The organism is Bacillus sp. hwrm1 (genome assembly GCF_040207805.1).
Classification (GTDB): domain Bacteria; phylum Bacillota; class Bacilli; order Bacillales; family Bacillaceae; genus Bacillus; species Bacillus velezensis.
Genome location: NZ_CP157943.1, coordinates 36,764 through 53,989, shown reverse-complemented (window position 1 = coordinate 53,989; position 17,226 = coordinate 36,764). Strand labels below are relative to the sequence as shown.

18 protein-coding genes and 1 pseudogene are annotated in these 17,226 nt (G+C 45.1%); 7 read left to right on the top strand and 12 right to left on the bottom strand.

Annotated elements, in window-relative coordinates; translation table 11 throughout:
* Window positions 1–73: 73 nt before the first annotated feature.
* The 5 genes from ABK447_RS00285 to ABK447_RS00265 form a co-directional block, all read right to left on the bottom strand.
* Window positions 74–772, bottom strand: coding sequence for a kinase (locus ABK447_RS00285; protein WP_079891037.1), 699 nt, complete (start codon window positions 770–772; stop codon window positions 74–76).
* Between the two features lie 6 nt (window positions 773–778).
* Window positions 779–1,228, bottom strand: a complete 450-nt coding sequence (gene rplI, locus ABK447_RS00280; RefSeq protein ID WP_124935067.1) for a 50S ribosomal protein L9 — start codon at window positions 1,226–1,228, stop codon at window positions 779–781.
* Entirely contained in the window at window positions 1,225–3,204 is a 1,980-nt protein-coding gene (locus ABK447_RS00275) for a DHH family phosphoesterase (RefSeq protein ID WP_012118906.1), read from the bottom strand. Before ABK447_RS00275 ends, rplI begins: the two co-directional genes overlap by 4 nt.
* 30 nt (window positions 3,205–3,234) lie before the next feature.
* Window positions 3,235–4,170, bottom strand: a complete 936-nt coding sequence (locus ABK447_RS00270) for a YybS family protein (protein ID WP_007615002.1) — start codon at window positions 4,168–4,170, stop codon at window positions 3,235–3,237.
* A 243-nt stretch (window positions 4,171–4,413) separates the two neighbouring features.
* Entirely contained in the window at window positions 4,414–4,566 is a 153-nt protein-coding gene (locus tag ABK447_RS00265; RefSeq protein WP_004393059.1) for a hypothetical protein, read from the bottom strand.
* 133 nt (window positions 4,567–4,699) lie between these two features.
* Between ABK447_RS00265 and ABK447_RS00260 the strand changes: the two genes are divergently transcribed.
* Window positions 4,700–5,185: a spore coat protein gene (locus ABK447_RS00260; protein WP_007407913.1), complete on the top strand. Its 486-nt coding sequence runs from the start codon at window positions 4,700–4,702 to the stop codon at window positions 5,183–5,185.
* Between the two features lie 36 nt (window positions 5,186–5,221).
* Here ABK447_RS00260 and ABK447_RS00255 read toward each other — a convergent pair whose 3' ends face one another.
* Complete coding sequence (locus ABK447_RS00255; RefSeq protein WP_007615010.1) at window positions 5,222–5,593, bottom strand: helix-turn-helix domain-containing protein; 372 nt, start codon at window positions 5,591–5,593, stop codon at window positions 5,222–5,224.
* A 206-nt stretch (window positions 5,594–5,799) separates the two neighbouring features.
* Between ABK447_RS00255 and ABK447_RS00250 the strand changes: the two genes are divergently transcribed.
* The 5 genes from ABK447_RS00250 to ABK447_RS00230 all read left to right on the top strand — a co-directional run bounded on the left by ABK447_RS00250 (window position 5,800) and on the right by ABK447_RS00230 (window position 11,961).
* Window positions 5,800–6,729, top strand: a complete 930-nt coding sequence (locus tag ABK447_RS00250; RefSeq protein WP_004393053.1) for a manganese-dependent inorganic pyrophosphatase — start codon at window positions 5,800–5,802, stop codon at window positions 6,727–6,729.
* A gap of 191 nt (window positions 6,730–6,920) precedes the next feature.
* Window positions 6,921–7,832 (top strand): EamA family transporter, encoded by a 912-nt coding sequence (locus ABK447_RS00245; RefSeq protein WP_349910095.1) that lies wholly within the window; start codon window positions 6,921–6,923, stop codon window positions 7,830–7,832.
* Window positions 7,833–8,179: 347 nt separating this feature from the next.
* A complete protein-coding gene (locus ABK447_RS00240; protein WP_191973984.1) occupies window positions 8,180–9,601 on the top strand; it encodes a glycoside hydrolase family 68 protein in 1,422 nt (473 codons plus the stop codon).
* A gap of 73 nt (window positions 9,602–9,674) precedes the next feature.
* Window positions 9,675–11,219, top strand: a complete 1,545-nt coding sequence (locus tag ABK447_RS00235; RefSeq protein WP_206701150.1) for a glycoside hydrolase family 32 protein — start codon at window positions 9,675–9,677, stop codon at window positions 11,217–11,219.
* Window positions 11,220–11,298: 79 nt separating this feature from the next.
* Window positions 11,299–11,961 (top strand): GntR family transcriptional regulator, encoded by a 663-nt coding sequence (locus ABK447_RS00230; protein WP_007409865.1) that lies wholly within the window; start codon window positions 11,299–11,301, stop codon window positions 11,959–11,961.
* 77 nt (window positions 11,962–12,038) lie between these two features.
* On the opposite strand, the gene ABK447_RS00225 is transcribed toward ABK447_RS00230, so the two are convergent.
* The 3 genes and pseudogenes from ABK447_RS00225 to ABK447_RS00215 all read right to left on the bottom strand — a co-directional run bounded on the left by ABK447_RS00225 (window position 12,039) and on the right by ABK447_RS00215 (window position 14,865).
* The gene (locus tag ABK447_RS00225; protein WP_012118912.1) at window positions 12,039–12,548 is read right to left on the bottom strand and encodes a DinB family protein; all 510 of its coding nucleotides are present in this window, start codon (window positions 12,546–12,548) and stop codon (window positions 12,039–12,041) included.
* 50 nt (window positions 12,549–12,598) lie between these two features.
* Window positions 12,599–13,816 carry an MFS transporter gene (locus tag ABK447_RS00220; RefSeq protein WP_060562280.1) on the bottom strand — a complete coding sequence of 406 codons (1,218 nt, stop codon included), beginning with the start codon at window positions 13,814–13,816 and terminating at the stop codon, window positions 12,599–12,601.
* Window positions 13,817–13,986: 170 nt separating this feature from the next.
* Window positions 13,987–14,865 (bottom strand): annotated as a pseudogene (locus ABK447_RS00215) (LysR family transcriptional regulator).
* 126 nt (window positions 14,866–14,991) lie between these two features.
* Here ABK447_RS00215 and ABK447_RS00210 point away from each other — a divergent pair.
* Window positions 14,992–15,570 carry a LysE family translocator gene (locus tag ABK447_RS00210; RefSeq protein ID WP_012118916.1) on the top strand — a complete coding sequence of 193 codons (579 nt, stop codon included), beginning with the start codon at window positions 14,992–14,994 and terminating at the stop codon, window positions 15,568–15,570.
* An 84-nt stretch (window positions 15,571–15,654) separates the two neighbouring features.
* Here ABK447_RS00210 and ABK447_RS00205 read toward each other — a convergent pair whose 3' ends face one another.
* Genes ABK447_RS00205 through ABK447_RS00195 form a run of 3 tightly spaced genes read right to left on the bottom strand, consistent with a single transcriptional unit; the run spans window position 15,655 to window position 17,167 of the window.
* Complete coding sequence (locus ABK447_RS00205; protein WP_038464539.1) at window positions 15,655–16,023, bottom strand: DUF1304 domain-containing protein; 369 nt, start codon at window positions 16,021–16,023, stop codon at window positions 15,655–15,657.
* A 30-nt stretch (window positions 16,024–16,053) separates the two neighbouring features.
* The gene (locus ABK447_RS00200) at window positions 16,054–16,692 is read right to left on the bottom strand and encodes a nitroreductase family protein (protein WP_004393039.1); all 639 of its coding nucleotides are present in this window, start codon (window positions 16,690–16,692) and stop codon (window positions 16,054–16,056) included.
* Between the two features lie 13 nt (window positions 16,693–16,705).
* The gene (locus ABK447_RS00195) at window positions 16,706–17,167 is read right to left on the bottom strand and encodes a MarR family winged helix-turn-helix transcriptional regulator (protein ID WP_169510223.1); all 462 of its coding nucleotides are present in this window, start codon (window positions 17,165–17,167) and stop codon (window positions 16,706–16,708) included.
* Window positions 17,168–17,226: the final 59 nt, after the last annotated feature.

Below are 17,226 nucleotides of genomic sequence, written 5' to 3'. Positions count from 1 at the left end.
ACCAAACAAATGTTACAAATATCATATGACGACCCTAAAAAAAGGAAACTTACATGTGCGGATTTTCAGAAACTTACATGTGCGGCTGCCATTCCAGGTAACGTGACGGATTTAATTTTTTTATAGTGTTCAAAAACTCATCCGCCAAGCCGTATTTGTCCAGTCCTTTTAATAGTTTTACGGGAAACCGGGTAATGGCGGAAAAAGCTCTTTTATGGTCGATGACTTTAAGATTGCCGTATTCATTGATCAGAATGTGCCTGATTTCGGCATCCCATCTGGTAAAACCGATTTTCTTTAATTCATCCAGCATATTTAAAATATCAGCAGTCAGTTTGACGGACAGGGATTTTTCTTGTTTGATATGGCGGGCAAGAGAGGTGCCTTGGACATATTCCATCACAATATAACGATCTCCGTATTCATACAGTCTTGGAATCACCGGGGAACCTTGTCCGGTCTTTAAAGCTGCCAATTCCTTCTTGCATGTCTCTTTTTCAAAGAAGTACTTTACGCATTTGTTGTGTGTTAAACGATAGACTTCCCCGTCTTTTCCGTCACCGATCAGCGGATAGTGCTCCAGCGCCTTTTTATTCTCCGGATTATTAAAATATGTTTCAGAAAAAAATCGTTTCATACCGACACATCCTTCGTTATGATGTAATATAATATGCAATCTGGTAACGATCGGAAATGAAACAATCTCATCATTTTCTTGCGCTGCGCCGTCTGCTGACATGAAAAAAACCCGCCGGATCGGCGGGTTTTTCATTGTATTTTACGCTTCTTCTTTTACGTGAACCTTCAGCACAGCCTGAACTTCAGGGTGCAGCTTTACAGGAACGTTTGTATATCCCAGTGTGCGGATACCGTCTTGGAGCTCCAGTTTCCGTTTATCCACTTTAATCTTATGCGTTTTTTGCAGCACTTCTGCAATCTGTTTGCTTGTGACAGATCCGAATAGACGGCCGCCTTCACCGGATTTGGCACTCAGCTCAACAGTCAGCTGTTCAAGCGTTTCTTTCAAATCTTTCGCTCTTTCAAGCTCGGCAATCGCTTCTTTTTTCTCTTTTTCTTTCTGTCCTTTCAATGCGCTGATGTTCGTCGCATTTGCTTCGACAGCGAGGCCTTTTTTAATGAGAAAGTTATGTGCATAACCGTCTGCTACGTTTTTCATTTCGCCTTTTTTTCCTTTACCTTTTACATCTTGTAAGAAAATAACCTTCATCTCTGAACGCCTCCCTCAAAATATTCATCAATGGCTTCCTTCAGCCGGACGAGCGCTTCTGAGACAGAAATGCCCGATAACTGGGTTGCCGCATTGGTTAAATGCCCTCCGCCATCCAGCGCCTCCATAATAATCTGCACATTGACTTCGCCCAGCGATCTCGCACTGATGCACACCGTATGCTCATCCCGTCTGGCTACCGCAAATGAAGCTTCCACTTCACTCATCGATAAGAGGGAATCAGCCGCCTGCGCAATCAGCACCTGGTCAAAGTACTCCTCTTCGTTCTCAGGAAGAGAAGCAATCGCGATATGTTCTTTATAAAGAGACGTATGCTGGATCAGTTTCGCCCGCTTGATATAAGAACCGACGGATTCTTTGAGAACTTTCTGCACCAGAACCGTATCTGCGCCTTTCGCTCTCAAATAAGAAGCGGCGTCGAACGTCCGCGAGCCCGTGCGAAGGGAAAAACTCTTCGTATCCACTATTATACCAGCTAACAGGGCCGTCGCTTCAATCATATTGATTTTGAGCCGCTTCGGCTGGTATTCAAGCAGCTCCGTCACGAGTTCTGCGGTGGATGAAGCGTATGGCTCCATATAAACGAGCAGCGGGTCTTTAATAAATTCCTCGCCTCTGCGGTGGTGGTCAATCACAACGATGTGCTCGATTTTGTTCACGAGACGCTCTTCCATCACAAGGGACGGTTTATGTGTATCAACGACGACAAGCAGCGTGTCGTCATTTGAAATTTCCATCGCCTCTTCCGGCGTGATGAACCGCGACCACAGCTCTTCATATTTTTTAATTTCTTCAATCAGACGCTGAACGCTTGATCCGATCTGGTTCGGATCAATGACGATGTAGCCGTCTTTGCCGTTGGCCTGCGCCACCTTCAATATTCCGATTGCGGCTCCGACTGCGTCCATATCAGGAAATTTGTGCCCCATGATAATGACATTGCTGCTTTCTGAGACAATTTCCTTGAGCGCGTGAGAAATCACCCGGGCGCGCACCCTTGTGCGCTTCTCCATCGGATTCGTTTTGCCGCCGTAAAATTTCACCTTGCCGTTCGGCATTTTGATCGCCACTTGGTCGCCTCCGCGGCCGAGAGCCAAATCGAGGCTGGACTGCGCCAGATCTCCAAGCTCCTTCAAGGAAGAAACCGATGCGCCGATCCCGATGCTGAGGGTCAAAGATACAGTGTGAACGGATGTTTTTTCTCGGATTTCATCCAAAATCGAAAATTTCGCGTTTTCAAGCTCCGTTAAAATGTGTTCATTTAACACCGCGATAAACCGCTCCGAGGACGTCCGTTTCAGGAAAATGCCGTACTCCTGCGCCCACGCATTTAATAATGAGGTGACCTGGCTGTTCATCGTGCTTCTCGTTTGGTCATCCAGCCCCTGTGTGACGTCATCATAGTTATCTAAGAAGATATATGCCAGCACGGTTCTCTCATTTTCGTACTGCTTTTCAATCTGAATCTGTTCTGTCACATCAAAGAAATAAAGCAGGCGCTCATCTCTTTTAATCACTACTTTAAACTTCCGCTCATTCAAGGTGATCGTTTCCGAATCGACCTCCTGCTTGATCAGCGGCACGACGGCCTCGCATGTGTCATACAGCGAGCGTCCGACGAGCGTGCTTTCATTAAAACAGGAAGACAAAAACGGATTCGCCCACTCAATGTAATATTGATCATTAAACAGCATAATCCCGATAGGCATTTCCATTAATGCCTCTTCGCCCACTTTTTTCAATCTATACGATAACGTGGAGATATAATCGTCAATTTCTTTTCTGATCAGAGAATCCGCACGCTTAATGAAAAACAAGATCACGGCGAGCAGCACAACGCCGATGGCTCCTATCAGCCAGTTAAAGTAAATGCTGATGAGAATTATGATGATTGACAATGCAATCAATGCATAGATGGGATACCGAAACAACGGTTTTTCATAAAAACTAGGCATTTCTATCAACTCCCCACCTGTAAGTCACACTCAATTTCGCGTCACCTTATTTCTTATGTTAAAGCCTATGTCAATGATGCCTAAGAGGAGATACACGGACAAGATAAGCGGAAAAAGCACCCCCAGCACAATTGCTAATACAGGAACGGCTTTCGGCATCTCCATTTCGCGGCAATAGAAAAAAATAAACGCTAATCCTTGAATACAAATCAGCAAGCTGAGAATAAATCCCCCATTCAATGAAACCGAATACAGCATATGCCCTTTTTCTAAAGGCAGAAACCCTAATATCGTCACAATAAAATACAGAATGACAACGCTTTGCGGGAGTTTGAGCTCTCTAAAAGGCTTCATCTTCGGAAGATCAGGGGAAAATCGCCGTAAAAGCGGCCTTGCCATAGCATAACTGAGGAAAGAAAAAACGATGCCGGTCAATACGAGCACTGTCGGAAAAAGATATTGAACCGTGCTCAGCTGACTTTCCATCAGCTTGATCTGCTTCCCGAACTGGTCTCCATAACCGAGCTGCTTTGACATGGTATCAGCCACAGACAGCGACTCCCGAAGCTGGGACATGGTGGTATCAACCACATTCATATTAAGAAACACGATGCTGACCACAAAAAAAACGACGCCGCACAGCACATACGCCATAGCGCCGGCAGCAACCGCATAGCCGGGCTGTTTCTTTTTAAAATAATATCCCATGGCGATTCCCGTACAGGCCGCCGTAAAAGCGCCTGTAAGCCCGGTAAACGAACTTACAATAAAGCTGACAGGAAGGCTGGCAAGCCCCATCCATACCCCGGGCTTCAGACCATGCCGAATGGTGTAAAGAATGATCGGCAGCGGCAAAGCAAAGAGAAGAATTGCCCCCAGTAAAGGGAGGTACACGACCAAAAGGGAAATGATTGCAAAAATACTGATCAAAATGGCGCCTTCTATTAGAGCCCTTGTATTTTTCACTTACTCACCTCAAACCTTGGATCATTCGAACATACGAATAGAAAAGAGCAGCTTAGACGACTGCTCTTTTGACGCCGCAATGTCTCTTTCAAGACCTGAATTTTCCATAAACTCTCCAAAATACACGTATATATTTTAACATAAGTCGAAATCGCAAGTAAAATGAGCGCGGACAGCCGCAATGTTCCATGTGAAACATGAAAACAGACAAACGGACATCCCAGTGAAAGAATGCCCGTTGTATCAGTGATCCTGATCATCCATGAAACCAGAAGTATCTCTGTTTTTCTTTTTGGTTTTTCGTACATATAACAAGACGATAACGATAAGTAAGAGAGTGGTCGCCTGCAAAACCCCGCTGCTGAAAAGGAAGAAGTTCTTTATCATGTCCCACATATAGTTTCACCTCTATTTCGTATTTCCTTTACATTGAGTTTCCCTTTCTGGAAACTTCAAAACATCAGGAACAACATCGGGACCGGGGCATATGCTGAAAGTGAAAATGAAGGATAAAGGAGATTCTTACACCATGACTGAGCGGAGAACATTAGCATGGCATGAAACGTTAGAACTGCATGAGTTAGTGGCTTTCCAGGCAAACGGACTTGTGAAATTAAAAAGAACAGAGCGGGACGTAAGCGATGCCAGATTAAAACAGCTTTACAGATTTTCCATCCATTCGCTGGAACAAAATCTGCGTGAACTGCTTCCTTTCTTCCCTGAAGCTCCCGCTTTTCGTGAGGATGAAACAGAAGAGCGCGCTGATTCCTCCTTTTACAGCGGCGGCCTGCTCATTCTGGCCAAAACATCTGTCCGCAATTATGCCGGAGCCATTACAGAGACGGCCACACCTCAATTAAGACACGTCTTCGTCAAGCACTTAAACGCGGCCATCAAGTGGCACCAAATGGTCTTTGAGTATATGGAAGAACGCGGTCAATATCCGGCTTACAACCTGAGCGAATTGCTGAAGAATGATGTGCGCAACGCCAGAAAAGCCATCGCGATGAAATAAAAAAAAGCAGCAAGGAATTTAATCCTTTGCTGCTTCTTATTTTTGAGCGGACTGATCTTGAGGAGACGTTTTTTCCCGGTATGCCTCGAGAAACTCCCGGTTGGCATCTCCCCATTTCTTCATTTGCAAAACGATCGGTTCCAGCGACCTGCCGAATTCGGTAAGAGAATACTCCACCTTTGGAGGCACCTGCTGATATACCTCCCGATGCACGATGCCGTCCGCCTCAAGCTCGCGAAGCTGAAGCGTCAGCATACGCTGCGTAATGCTGGGGCAAATGCGCCGAAACTCATTAAACCGCTTTTTTCCGCCGATCATATGATAAAACAAAATACCCTTCCACTTTCCGCCGATAACGGAAAGCGTCAGTTCAACCGGACAACCTTCTTTATTCGGATATATGTTCATTTTTCATCCTCCATAGTACCTTTTTTGATACTATATGCTGATTAGCATCTGACTTACCCAGTATTTTACTCGCAATCCTCTCCACCTCTCAACAAAAATGCTTCTTTTTCACATCAATTTTTAAGGTTTTGAAGATTACACCCTCCTCAAGACGTGTTAAACTATAAAAAGATTGTTTACACTACAAAAAAGGACAAGGAGTTATTATGGAAAAAATTCTTATTTTCGGACATCAAAACCCAGACACAGATACCATTTGCTCTGCCATTGCCTACGCTGATCTAAAAAATAAACTCGGCTTCAATGCTGAGCCCGTCCGCCTCGGACAAGTCAACGGCGAAACACAATACGCGCTTGATTATTTCAAGCAGGAAAGCCCGCGTTTGGTGGAAACAGCCGCAAACGAAGTAAACGGCGTCATCCTTGTTGACCATAATGAACGCCAGCAAAGCATCAAGGATATCGAAGACGTTCAGGTTCTTGAAGTTATCGACCACCACCGTATCGCCAACTTCGAAACAGCGGAACCTCTTTACTACCGTGCTGAGCCGGTCGGCTGTACGGCTACGATCTTAAACAAAATGTACAAAGAAAATAACGTGAAAATCGAGAAAGAAATTGCGGGCCTCATGCTGTCAGCAATCATTTCCGACTCTCTGTTATTTAAATCTCCGACTTGCACGGAGCAAGATATCGCAGCGGCAAAAGAGCTTGCTGAAATTGCCGGCGTAGATGCGGAAGAGTACGGCTTAAACATGCTGAAAGCGGGCGCCGACTTAAGCAAAAAAACTGTGGAAGAACTGATTTCTCTTGATGCGAAAGAGTTCACGCTCGGCAGCAAAAAAGTCGAAATCGCCCAAGTCAACACAGTTGATATTGAAGATGTTAAAAAGCGGCAGCCGGAATTAGAAGCGGCTCTTTCAAAAGTAATTGCTGAGAAGAACCTTGACCTGTTCCTTCTCGTGATTACGGATATTCTGGAAAACGATTCCCTTGCGCTTGCCATCGGTGATCAAGCGTCAAAAGTGGAAAAAGCATTCAACGTGACTTTAGAAAACAACACGGCTCTTTTAAAAGGCGTCGTATCCAGAAAGAAACAAGTCGTTCCTGTTTTAACAGACGCGATTGCAGAATAACCAACACACCCCGGAAACCCGCCGGGGTGTTTTTTTATTGCTCATTCATCAGACGGCCGTTTCGTCAGCGCTTTCTCTCGAAAATCATTTTGACGGAATTTAATATACAATATATAATATATCACATGCAAGGCGTTCGTTTTCCTAATTATTGTAAGTTGCTATCACAACATCAGCATCGGGGGGGGTCTATCCTGGAAAAACACGCTGCTCTTTCTTATTCACGAACAACAGGCATTTGGCTTGTGCTGACAGGAGCTATCTTATGGGGGGTCTCGGGAACGGTTGCCCAGTATCTGTTCCAGCACCGCCATTTTAATACAGAATGGCTGACTTCGGTGCGCCTTCTGGCGTCAGGGGCGCTTCTGCTCGGCATCGCGTACCGCAAAGAAAAAGGACGGATATGGGCTGTTTGGAAAGACAGACGGGACAGAATTCCCCTTCTTTTATTCGGGATTTTCGGAATGTTAGGCGTTCAATACACCTACTTCGCGGCAATTGAGTACGGCAACGCGGCCGCTGCTACCGTTCTTCAGTATTTAGGGCCAGCGATCATTACATGCTTTTTAGCGATTCGCGCAAAGAGAATTCCTTCAGCAAAAGAGCTTCTGGCCGTCTTATTGGCGGTTGCCGGCACATTCATTTTGGTCACGCACGGGAATGTCGGAAGCCTGTCCATATCCGGTCTGGCCGTCTTTTGGGGCATCAGTTCGGCGTTTGCACTGGCGTTTTACACCCTTCAGCCGCATCGTCTGCTGAAGAAATGGGGATCGGCCATTATTGTCGGATGGGGCATGCTGATCGGCGGAGCCGCCCTCAGCTTGATCCGCCCGCCCTGGACATTTGAAGGCGAGTGGTCCTTTCCTGCATATGCCGCGATCGTGTTTATCATCATTTTCGGAACGCTCATCGCTTTTTATTGCTACTTGGAAAGCCTGAAATATCTGAGTGCCTCTGAAACCAGCCTGCTCGCTTGTGCAGAGCCGCTGTCGGCAGCTTTTTTAGCTGTGATCTGGCTGCATGTTCCCTTCGGAATATCAGAATGGCTGGGTACTTTGCTGATTTTAGCCACCATCGCTTTATTATCTATCAAGAAAAAATAACCTCTCTTTTTTAGAGAGGTTTTTTCCTAGGCCCAGAGCACCCCTTAGTCTCAATTACCCATATATTAAAAGGCCTTTTTTCATTTTACTATCATCCAAAAGAGGAAAATAGACCAGTTGTCAATAGAATCAGAGTCTAATAGAATGATGTCGACAAGTAAATCATGCAGGATTGTTACTGATAAAGCAGGCAAGACCTAAAATGTGTTAAGGGCAAAGTGTATTCTTTGGCGTCACCCCATACATATTTTAGGTCTTTTTTTCTGTAACAAACATGCCATCCATGAATGCAGGAGGATCGAATCGGCAGATCGCAAAAAAAGGTACATACAAAAGGAGACATGAACATGAACATCAAAAAATTTGCAAAACGAGCCACAGTTCTAACTTTTACGACTGCACTTCTGGCAGGGGGAGCGACTCAAGCCTTCGCGAAAGAAAATACCCAAAAACCTTACAAAGAAACGTACGGCGTCTCTCACATCACACGCCATGATATGCTGCAGATCCCTAAACAGCAGCAAAGTGAAAAATACCAAGTGCCTCAATTCGACCAATCAACAATTAAAAATATCGAGTCCGCAAAAGGACTGGATGTGTGGGACAGCTGGCCGCTCCAAAACGCTGACGGAACAGTAGCTGAATACAACGGCTATCACGTCGTGTTTGCTCTTGCCGGAAGCCCGAAAGACGCTGATGACACATCCATCTACATGTTTTATCAAAAAGTCGGCGACAACTCGATCGACAGCTGGAAAAACGCGGGCCGTGTCTTTAAAGACAGCGATAAGTTCGACGCCAATGATGAAATCCTGAAAGAACAGACACAAGAATGGTCCGGTTCTGCAACCTTTACATCTGACGGAAAAATCCGTTTATTCTACACTGACTTTTCCGGTAAACATTACGGCAAACAAAGCCTGACAACGGCGCAGGTAAATGTGTCAAAATCTGATGACACGCTCAAGATCAACGGAGTGGAAGATCATAAAACGATTTTTGACGGCGACGGAAAAACATATCAAAACGTTCAGCAGTTTATCGATGAAGGGAACTATACATCCGGCGACAACCATACGCTGAGAGACCCTCACTACGTTGAAGACAAAGGACATAAATACCTTGTATTCGAAGCCAACACGGGAACAGAAAACGGATACCAAGGCGAAGAATCTTTATTTAACAAAGCGTACTACGGCGGCAGCACAAACTTCTTCCGTAAAGAAAGTCAGAAGCTTCAGCAAAGTGCTAAAAAACGCGATGCTGAATTAGCGAACGGCGCCCTCGGTATCGTAGAATTAAACAATGACTACACATTGAAAAAAGTCATGAAGCCGCTGATCACTTCAAACACGGTAACTGATGAAATCGAGCGCGCGAATGTTTTCAAAATGAACGGCAAATGGTACCTGTTCACTGATTCACGCGGTTCAAAAATGACGATCGACGGTATTAACTCAAACGATATTTACATGCTTGGTTATGTATCAAACTCTTTAACAGGTCCTTACAAGCCGCTGAACAAAACTGGTCTTGTACTGCAAATGGGTCTTGATCCTAACGATGTAACGTTCACTTACTCTCACTTCGCAGTGCCGCAAGCCAAAGGCAATAATGTCGTGATCACAAGCTACATGACAAACAGAGGCTTCTTTGAGGATAAAAAGGCGACATTTGCGCCAAGCTTCTTAATGAACATCAAAGGCAAGAAAACATCCGTTGTTAAAAACAGCATCCTTGAACAAGGACAGCTTACGGTTAACAACTAATAACAACAAAAAGAAAATGCCGATACTTCATTGGCATTTTCTTTTATTTCTCAACAAGATGGTGAATTCAATCATGGCACGAAAATGGCCCGTTGTAATATTGATCTTTTTGGGTGCGTTCCTGTTTGTCGGCTTACTGCCGAACAAAAACCACAATTCCTCTGACACAAACACGGAGCATAAGAAAGATTACCGGGCGGCGTATCATTTTACGACCCCGGACAAATGGAAAAATGACCCTCAAAAGCCCATTTTTTTCGAGGGGAAATATCATTACTACTATCTTTATAATCGGGATTACCCGAACGGCAACGGCACAGAATGGCGGCACGCCGTATCAGAGGACTTGGTGCACTGGACGGACGAAGGCACGGCTATTCCGAAATACACCAACGAAAACGGCGATATCTGGTCCGGTTCTGTCGTCATTGATAAACACAACACCGCGGGCTTCGGCAAAAACGCGCTGGTCGCCGTCACAACGCAGCCGACAGCCAAAACAAAAGCCCAGGAACAATATTTATGGTACAGCACGGATAAAGGAAAAACGTTTACTTCCTATAGTGATCAGCCCGTGATGAAAAACCCGGGAACTAAGGATTTCCGGGACCCGAAAGTGATCTGGGATGAACAGGATGACAAATGGGTGATGGCCATGGCCGAAGGAGAAAAAATCGGTTTTTATGAATCACCCGATTTAAAAAATTGGACATACACGGGCGGTTTTATCACTCAGCAGATCGGCCTCATCGAATGCCCCGACCTTTATATGATCCGTGCAGATGACGGAACAGCCAAGTGGGTTCTGGGCGCAAGCGCAAACGGCAAACCCGCAGGCAAACCGAATACGTACGCGTATTGGACCGGAAACTTTGACGGGAAGGAATTTACCGCCGATCAAGAAGAACCGCAATGGCTCGATTACGGCTTTGACTGGTACGGCGGCGTCACATTTGAGGAGGGTAATAGCGAAGATCCTCTGACAAAACGCTATGCGCTGGCATGGATGAACAATTGGGATTATCCGAATGAAACACCGACACTAAAAAACGGCTTTAACGGCACGGATTCTATCGTCCGTGAAATCCGCCTTCAGCAGCAGGACGGCGGCACATACAGCCTAGTATCAGAGCCGGTTGAAGCATTGAACCAATTAACCTCTTCAACTGACAGCATAGAACACAAACAGGTGAACGGTTCAGAGACACTGCCGATCAAAGGTGATACATATCAGCTTGATATGGATATCGCTTGGTCAGATATCAAAAATGCAGGCGTCAGACTCAGAGAATCAGCAGACCAAAGTCGGCATATTGATGTCGGTATTTCGGCAGAAGACGGCTATGCCTATGTGAACAGATCGTTTACAGACCAGCCTGATAAAACCGGTGCATACGCCGAAAGCAAAGCCCCATTTGACGGAAACAAAGGGCGCGTCCATCTGAAAATTCTCGTAGACAAAACAAGTATTGAAGTATTTGCAGACGACGGAAAAACCGTTTTGACAAATGAAGTGTTCCCAAAACACGAAGATCAGGGAATCACGCTCTTTTCTGAAGGCGGCTCCGCTGACTTTCAGCATATTGAGATGAAGCATCTCGGTTCGATTCATTCTTAGACGTCCCTCTTCATTTCTAACCAGCGCCCGGACTGTGGTAAAATGCAAATATGTATACTACGATTCATGAGGTGTTCCATTGGATAATCAAAACAAAGAACCTGTGCTGAAAAGAACCATCATGCGGGACGAAGTGTATCGCACACTCAGAAACTGGATCATAACGGGCAAGCTCAAACCGGAAACAAAGTTAAAGGACAAGGATTTGTCGGAAACATTGGGAATCAGCCGCACCCCGATACGGGAAGCCTTATTGCGGCTGGAAGATGACGGCTTGGTGATAACAAAAGCGAACAGATGGACGCTTGTCGCTCCGATTGAGTTAAAAGAAGCGGAAAACTTGTATTCCATCGTCTGGACGCTTGAAAAACTGGCATTGCAGCAAGCTCTCCCGCATGTGGACGATGCCGTGATTCAGGAATTGAAACAGCTGAATGAAAATCTTCTTCAAACAATGAAAGACGGCGATAAACTGGCCATCCTGGAAGCGGACAATGCATTTCACCATCGCATCATTCTGCTTGCGGACAACGCCGAACTTCACAAATTGCTTGTAAGCCTGAAAGTCAAAATTCAGAGAATGGAAATCCGCTATTTCAGTGAAAACGGCGCTTTAAACAGATCATATAATGAACACTCTGATATCATTCACGCATTAGAACAGCAAGATGCCGCCGCTGCTTTTACAGCGCTTGAAGCGAATTGGAAAAACAGTTTAGAACGGCTGCAGAACATGGCATAGCAAATGAAACAGCCAAATCACTCATATGATTTGGCTGTTTTACGGATATCACAAGACAGCCGCGTTGGCTGTCTTGTTTACTTTTTGTTTATATATAAATACATACCGTAATCCGTCGGCACAGAAGCATACCCCATCTGTCTGAGCATGGCTGTTATATTCCCGCGATGATACGTTCCGTGGTTCACAACATGGAGGATCATATCGGCCGCTGCGGTTTTCATGATGTCACCTGACGGATGCTCTATTTCAAGGGGGAGACTGATATTTTCTTCCTTTTGCAAAAATAATTGATATCGATCTGATAATTCCAAAAACATATCTTCCAGCTCTTCTATCTCTTTAGACAAGATGTCCTCTTTTTGCTGTTCAGCTGATTTCAGCGTATCCTCCAGACGCTCTCCGGAGAACACATCAAACCACCCCTTATCCGACAGATACACATGAGTCAATACACCGGCTATCGACGGAAAGACACTTTGAATCTCCTTACGGTACACATCCTCCGGAAGCTCTTTAAGCCGGGTGAATATTTGCTGATTTGCCCAAAGATGATAATCATACAATTGCAGTGCCAGATGTCCCACATTACCCTCTCCTCTCTCGATATAGAACGTACGTTCCTCATTATACTACACTACATGCGGCTTTGTACCATCTTCTTCATTCGCAGCTGAGAAAATCCGATAAAAGCCGAAATTAATAAGAGGAGGCCTGCGCCAATATAAATAAACCGCACGCCGAATACATCCGAGATGACCCCCGTTCCGATAATGGAAAACATAAAAATAAACTGAACCAAAGCTGATCTCGCCGCTAATATATTGACCCGTGTCTTTTCGGTCGTGATGTTTTGAAGCAATGTTTCCTGCGTGAGATCTCGTAATACACAAGCCGGCCCCATACACAGCACCAGAAAAAGGGCCGTAACGGCGCTTGTGATCAACCCATAAATAAACGTGAACATTCCATATGCCAAGGCTCCCGTCAGCATAAGCGGAATGAGATGATGCTGAAACTGACCGGATAACTTATAGATGATCAGTCCGCCGATCATCGTCCCTGCATAATAGACTCCGTTGACATACCCCCACCAAGCCTCTCCTTTATGAAGAACGTCATGCACATAAGTTAAGGACACAGAACCGATCCATATCATGCCTGCCCACGATTCGATCACATCCATCACAATGAGAACCCTCAGCTGCTTTTGCCGAAATAAATACACCCAGCCGCTTGCCGCATCTGCAAAAAGGGAACGTTCCCTGACTGCTGCCGGTGCACACATGCGTACTTGAAGAAACAGAATGATGCCCAAAACCGAAGAAACCAATAACATGACAGTGACGATCATTGTATCGCTCTCTCCCAAGAACGCTATGATGACGCCGCCGAGAGACCACCCCGCAAACTGAACGGTCTGATCCGCCGCAGATAATAAACCGTTCGCTTTCGCCCTTCGATCAGGAGGAATGATTTCCCCAATCAGCGCGCTTTTTATCGGAGCAAACCATCCGTTGCAAAAAGAAATGCCTCCGATCAGACAAAACATCAGAAAAAAGAATGCGGATGAACCGGTTTGGATGACAAAAAACAAACAGACTAACAGTGTGATCTGAATCAATTGAGAACCGATTAACAAAGACCGAAGCGTGAACCGGCCGGTGACCAGCGGCAAAACGGCACTGCCCAATACGCGACATACAATGCTGACGAACGTCATAAGAGAGGCCATCGCCGTCGAACCGGTTTTTGTAAACAAAAACAAGATGACAGCCATCGTATAAAGTGAGAACCCCAAGTTGATAGCGGTCTGGCTGTATAAAATAGCGTAATATGCCCTCTTCATATTCATCTTCTCACTCCCTGATTATGTAAATCATACCATATTTGCTGATCAGCTCTCTTTTTTTAAAAAAGGTAGGTATGGAGTCAAAGCTGGCTGACATCGAAAATGTCATTAAGATTCCGGACAAAAACAAAAGCCGATGCGCGCAGGCATCGGCTTTCAAATTAACCTAAACATTATTTATCACCAAACGACTCAAGAACAAGCGACACAAAAGCTTCAGCGGCCGGAAGCTGCCATTTTTTCTTTTTGACCAGCATATGAGAATAAAGCCGCTCGAACGGCTCAGACTGCTGAAGAATTTTCAGCTTCCCCGCTTTTACCTCTTCTTTTACCGTAATATAAGGTAAAACGGAGAAACCGAGTCCGCTCATCACCGTCTGCTTAATGGCCTCTATACTCCACAGTTCCATTGTTTGTAAATGACTGATATCATGTTTGACGAGAAATCGTTCAAACATAGTCCGATAGCTGCATCCTTCTTCATTTGTAATAAAAAAGTGCTTGCCGCTTTGTTGATAGTCGTCAAAATGTTCCGGTGCGTCACTGCCCGCCACGAGGACGATGCGTTCCTCCATTAAAGAATGATGTATGCATTTTTCCATTTGTATCTCCGGATACACCATAAATGCAATATCCACGCGGCCGCTTACTAATTCCACCTGATTCTGCCCGCATGTTCCGTTGCTCAATATGATATTGACGTTCGGATACTTCATGGAATATTCTCTGATAATCGGCCCCAGTCTGGAAATGGTCAAAGACTCCGGCGCCGCAATTTTTAAAACGCCCTTCACCTCGTGAATGCTTTGCATATTTTTGATCTTGTCATGGGCGGAAAGTAAATCCTCGGCTAACGGTATCAGCTCTCTCCCTTAAGGCGTCAGTTTCAGACGCCTTTTTTCGTACGTAAATAATGCGCCGCCGATCTCCTGTTCAAGCGCCTGAATATGAGTCGTAATCGTCGACTGCGTGTATCCCAGCTTCGCCGCGGCCCCTGTATAGCTTCCCTTATCTACAATGGCCTGAAATGTAATAAGATGTCTGATCTCCATATGAATTCACCTCTAAGATGTATCGAAAAAATCAATAATGCGATTTTATTTTTCAATTTTATTTATACCTATTCTTATCATACAATAAAAAACGGTTCCATCACATTAGCAAATGAAGGTGATTTAATGAGTATCATAGCTTTTCTTTCTTATGTCCTGATGACATCTATTACGCCCGGGCCGAGCAATATTTTAATGATGAATGAAGCGCGCAGAGCCGGCTTTATCGGTTCATGGCGTTTTAACGGCGGAATCCTGACGGGATTTGCAGTGCTCGGCATTCTCAGCGGTCTGTTCACAATGAGTGTTTATCATTGGATTCCCGTCGTGGAACCTTACTTTAAAATTGCCGGAGCCGTCTATTTGCTCTATTTGGCTTGGCAGATTTCGCTGCCCAAAACATCAAAAGGCGATTCTGAAAAAACCCGATCGTCTTTTCTATCGGGATTTCTGTTTCAAATGATCAATATAAAGAGTATTTTATTCTTTTTAACCTTAATGAGCGCTTTTATATTGCCATTTCAGCACACGTATCCATTGATTGCGTTCTGGCTCGCGTCGGCTATTCTCCTGGGCTGGGCGGCTTTACTGCTGTGGTCGGCGTTCGGCTCTGTTTTTAAACATCTCTTTGAGAAACACGATAAAGCGTTTCGCATCGTGATGTGTCTGCTGCTCATCTATTCTGCGGTAAGCATTTATCTGTAATTCAAAAAAGATCCGCCTAAGGAATGATTTTCAAAACAGAATAAAAAAAGAGGGCTTCCTTTCCGGAAGCCCTCTTTCCATCTGCTACGCCAATAAAAGAAAAATAAGCGCTAAAACAGCCGGAAGTCCTTGTTTTACGATAATTGATTTGTTTGAAGTAAAGCCTCCGAAAATGGCCGCGATGACCACGCAGATGACGAAAAACATTTGAATCATATGGCCAATCGGATCAGCTCCGAGGATCAGCCCCCAAATGAGGCCGGCAGCCAGAAATCCATTATACAGACCCTGATTTGCAAACATGACCGCTACATTCCGATCACCTTCTAAATGCTTCGGCAATTTGAAGGACCGCTTAGCTGCCTTCGAATTGATAAAAAACATTTCAAGTATCATGATAAATATATGTTCTAAAGCTACAATTCCGACGAAAACAGCCGCAATCATGTCCACTGTCCCTCTCCTCTCAGCTTCACTTCAACCTTATTTCCATTGTGCGATTGTTTCGATAGGAAGACGGTAGGAAGCATATCCTTCGTCTGCCGCTTTTCCGATTGATAACAGCATGACCGGTACATAACGCTCTTTATCCATTCCGAAAACCTCGGCAATCTTTTCTTTATCGTAGCCGCCGATCGGGTTTGTGTCATAGCCGTGCGCGCGTGCCGTAAGCATCAGCTGCATGGAAACGAGTCCTCCGTCAATCAGAATCGTTTCACGGTTCACTTGCTCCGGAAGTTTTTCAAAATGCGCCGTCAACGCAGCGATTTGTCTGTCTTTTACTTCCTGCGGCATGTAGCCCAGTTCGACCGCTTTTGAATAAATTTCTTCTAAATAGTCATCACTGTTCATATCTGCGAAAACCGCGATCACCGCAGATGATGTGCTGACTTGTGTTTGGTTAAAGCTGGCAAGCGGCGCGAGTTTTTCTTTTCCTTCAGGGCTGTCAATGACGAGAAAACGCCACGGCTGCGCGTTGACTGAAGACGGCGCTGTCGTTGCTTCTTCCAGGATTTGAGTCATTTCTTCTTTGCTGATTTTAACAGCCGGATCATAATTCCGAATGGAACGGCGCCCTTTCATAATGTCCATAAAGTCGTTTGTTTTCAGTTCTGTTTTCATGTGTAAAACACTCCTATGCTTTCATATTTTCTATATTATTCTGCATCTGCGACAATACGTTTTTTAACATACTGCGTTCTTCCTCGCTGACACCGGCAAGCATTTCCTTTATGAAACGCTCCTTCTCCTTTTTGGAAGCCTCGATTCTCTCCCGCCCCTGTTCAGTAAGCCGGACAAGTATAATTCGGTTGTCCTCGGGCTTCCGCCTTCTTGTGACCATTTCTTTGGCTTCAAGCTGTTTCAAGTGTCTTGTCACGGCTGCGCCATCAATATTCACCTTTTTCTGAAGATCGCTTTGGCTGATCTCATCGACGTAAAAAAGCACGGCGAGAAGCTCAAGGCGGGATTGGCTGATTCCGGTGCACGCTTCAAACTTCGTGCCGATCACTTTATGCAGTGATTGGAGCTGATATAAAATCTCGCCTTCCTCTGAACAACATGCTGTCAAAACCCATCCCCACTTTCTTTTGCGCAATTAATTGACTAGTCAATGTTTGATATATCAACAATATACAACCGTCATTCTATTTTTGC

Bases quoted from the DNA above. Each gene is read 5' to 3' on its own strand.
- ABK447_RS00220 (WP_060562280.1), bottom strand. From the start codon at position 13,816: ATGAATATGAAGAGGGCATATTACGCTATTTTATACAGCCAGACCGCT.
- ABK447_RS00260 (WP_007407913.1), top strand. From the start codon at position 4,700: ATGACTGAGCGGAGAACATTAGCATGGCATGAAACGTTAGAACTGCAT.
- ABK447_RS00210 (WP_012118916.1), top strand. From the start codon at position 14,992: ATGAGTATCATAGCTTTTCTTTCTTATGTCCTGATGACATCTATTACG.
- ABK447_RS00240 (WP_191973984.1), top strand. From the start codon at position 8,180: ATGAACATCAAAAAATTTGCAAAACGAGCCACAGTTCTAACTTTTACG.
- ABK447_RS00255 (WP_007615010.1), bottom strand. From the start codon at position 5,593: ATGAACATATATCCGAATAAAGAAGGTTGTCCGGTTGAACTGACGCTT.
- ABK447_RS00285 (WP_079891037.1), bottom strand. From the start codon at position 772: ATGAAAAACCCGCCGATCCGGCGGGTTTTTTTCATGTCAGCAGACGGC.
- ABK447_RS00265 (WP_004393059.1), bottom strand. From the start codon at position 4,566: ATGTGGGACATGATAAAGAACTTCTTCCTTTTCAGCAGCGGGGTTTTG.
- ABK447_RS00235 (WP_206701150.1), top strand. From the start codon at position 9,675: ATGGCACGAAAATGGCCCGTTGTAATATTGATCTTTTTGGGTGCGTTC.
- rplI (WP_124935067.1), bottom strand. From the start codon at position 1,228: ATGAAGGTTATTTTCTTACAAGATGTAAAAGGTAAAGGAAAAAAAGGC.
- ABK447_RS00200 (WP_004393039.1), bottom strand. From the start codon at position 16,692: ATGAAAACAGAACTGAAAACAAACGACTTTATGGACATTATGAAAGGG.
- ABK447_RS00250 (WP_004393053.1), top strand. From the start codon at position 5,800: ATGGAAAAAATTCTTATTTTCGGACATCAAAACCCAGACACAGATACC.
- ABK447_RS00275 (WP_012118906.1), bottom strand. From the start codon at position 3,204: ATGCCTAGTTTTTATGAAAAACCGTTGTTTCGGTATCCCATCTATGCA.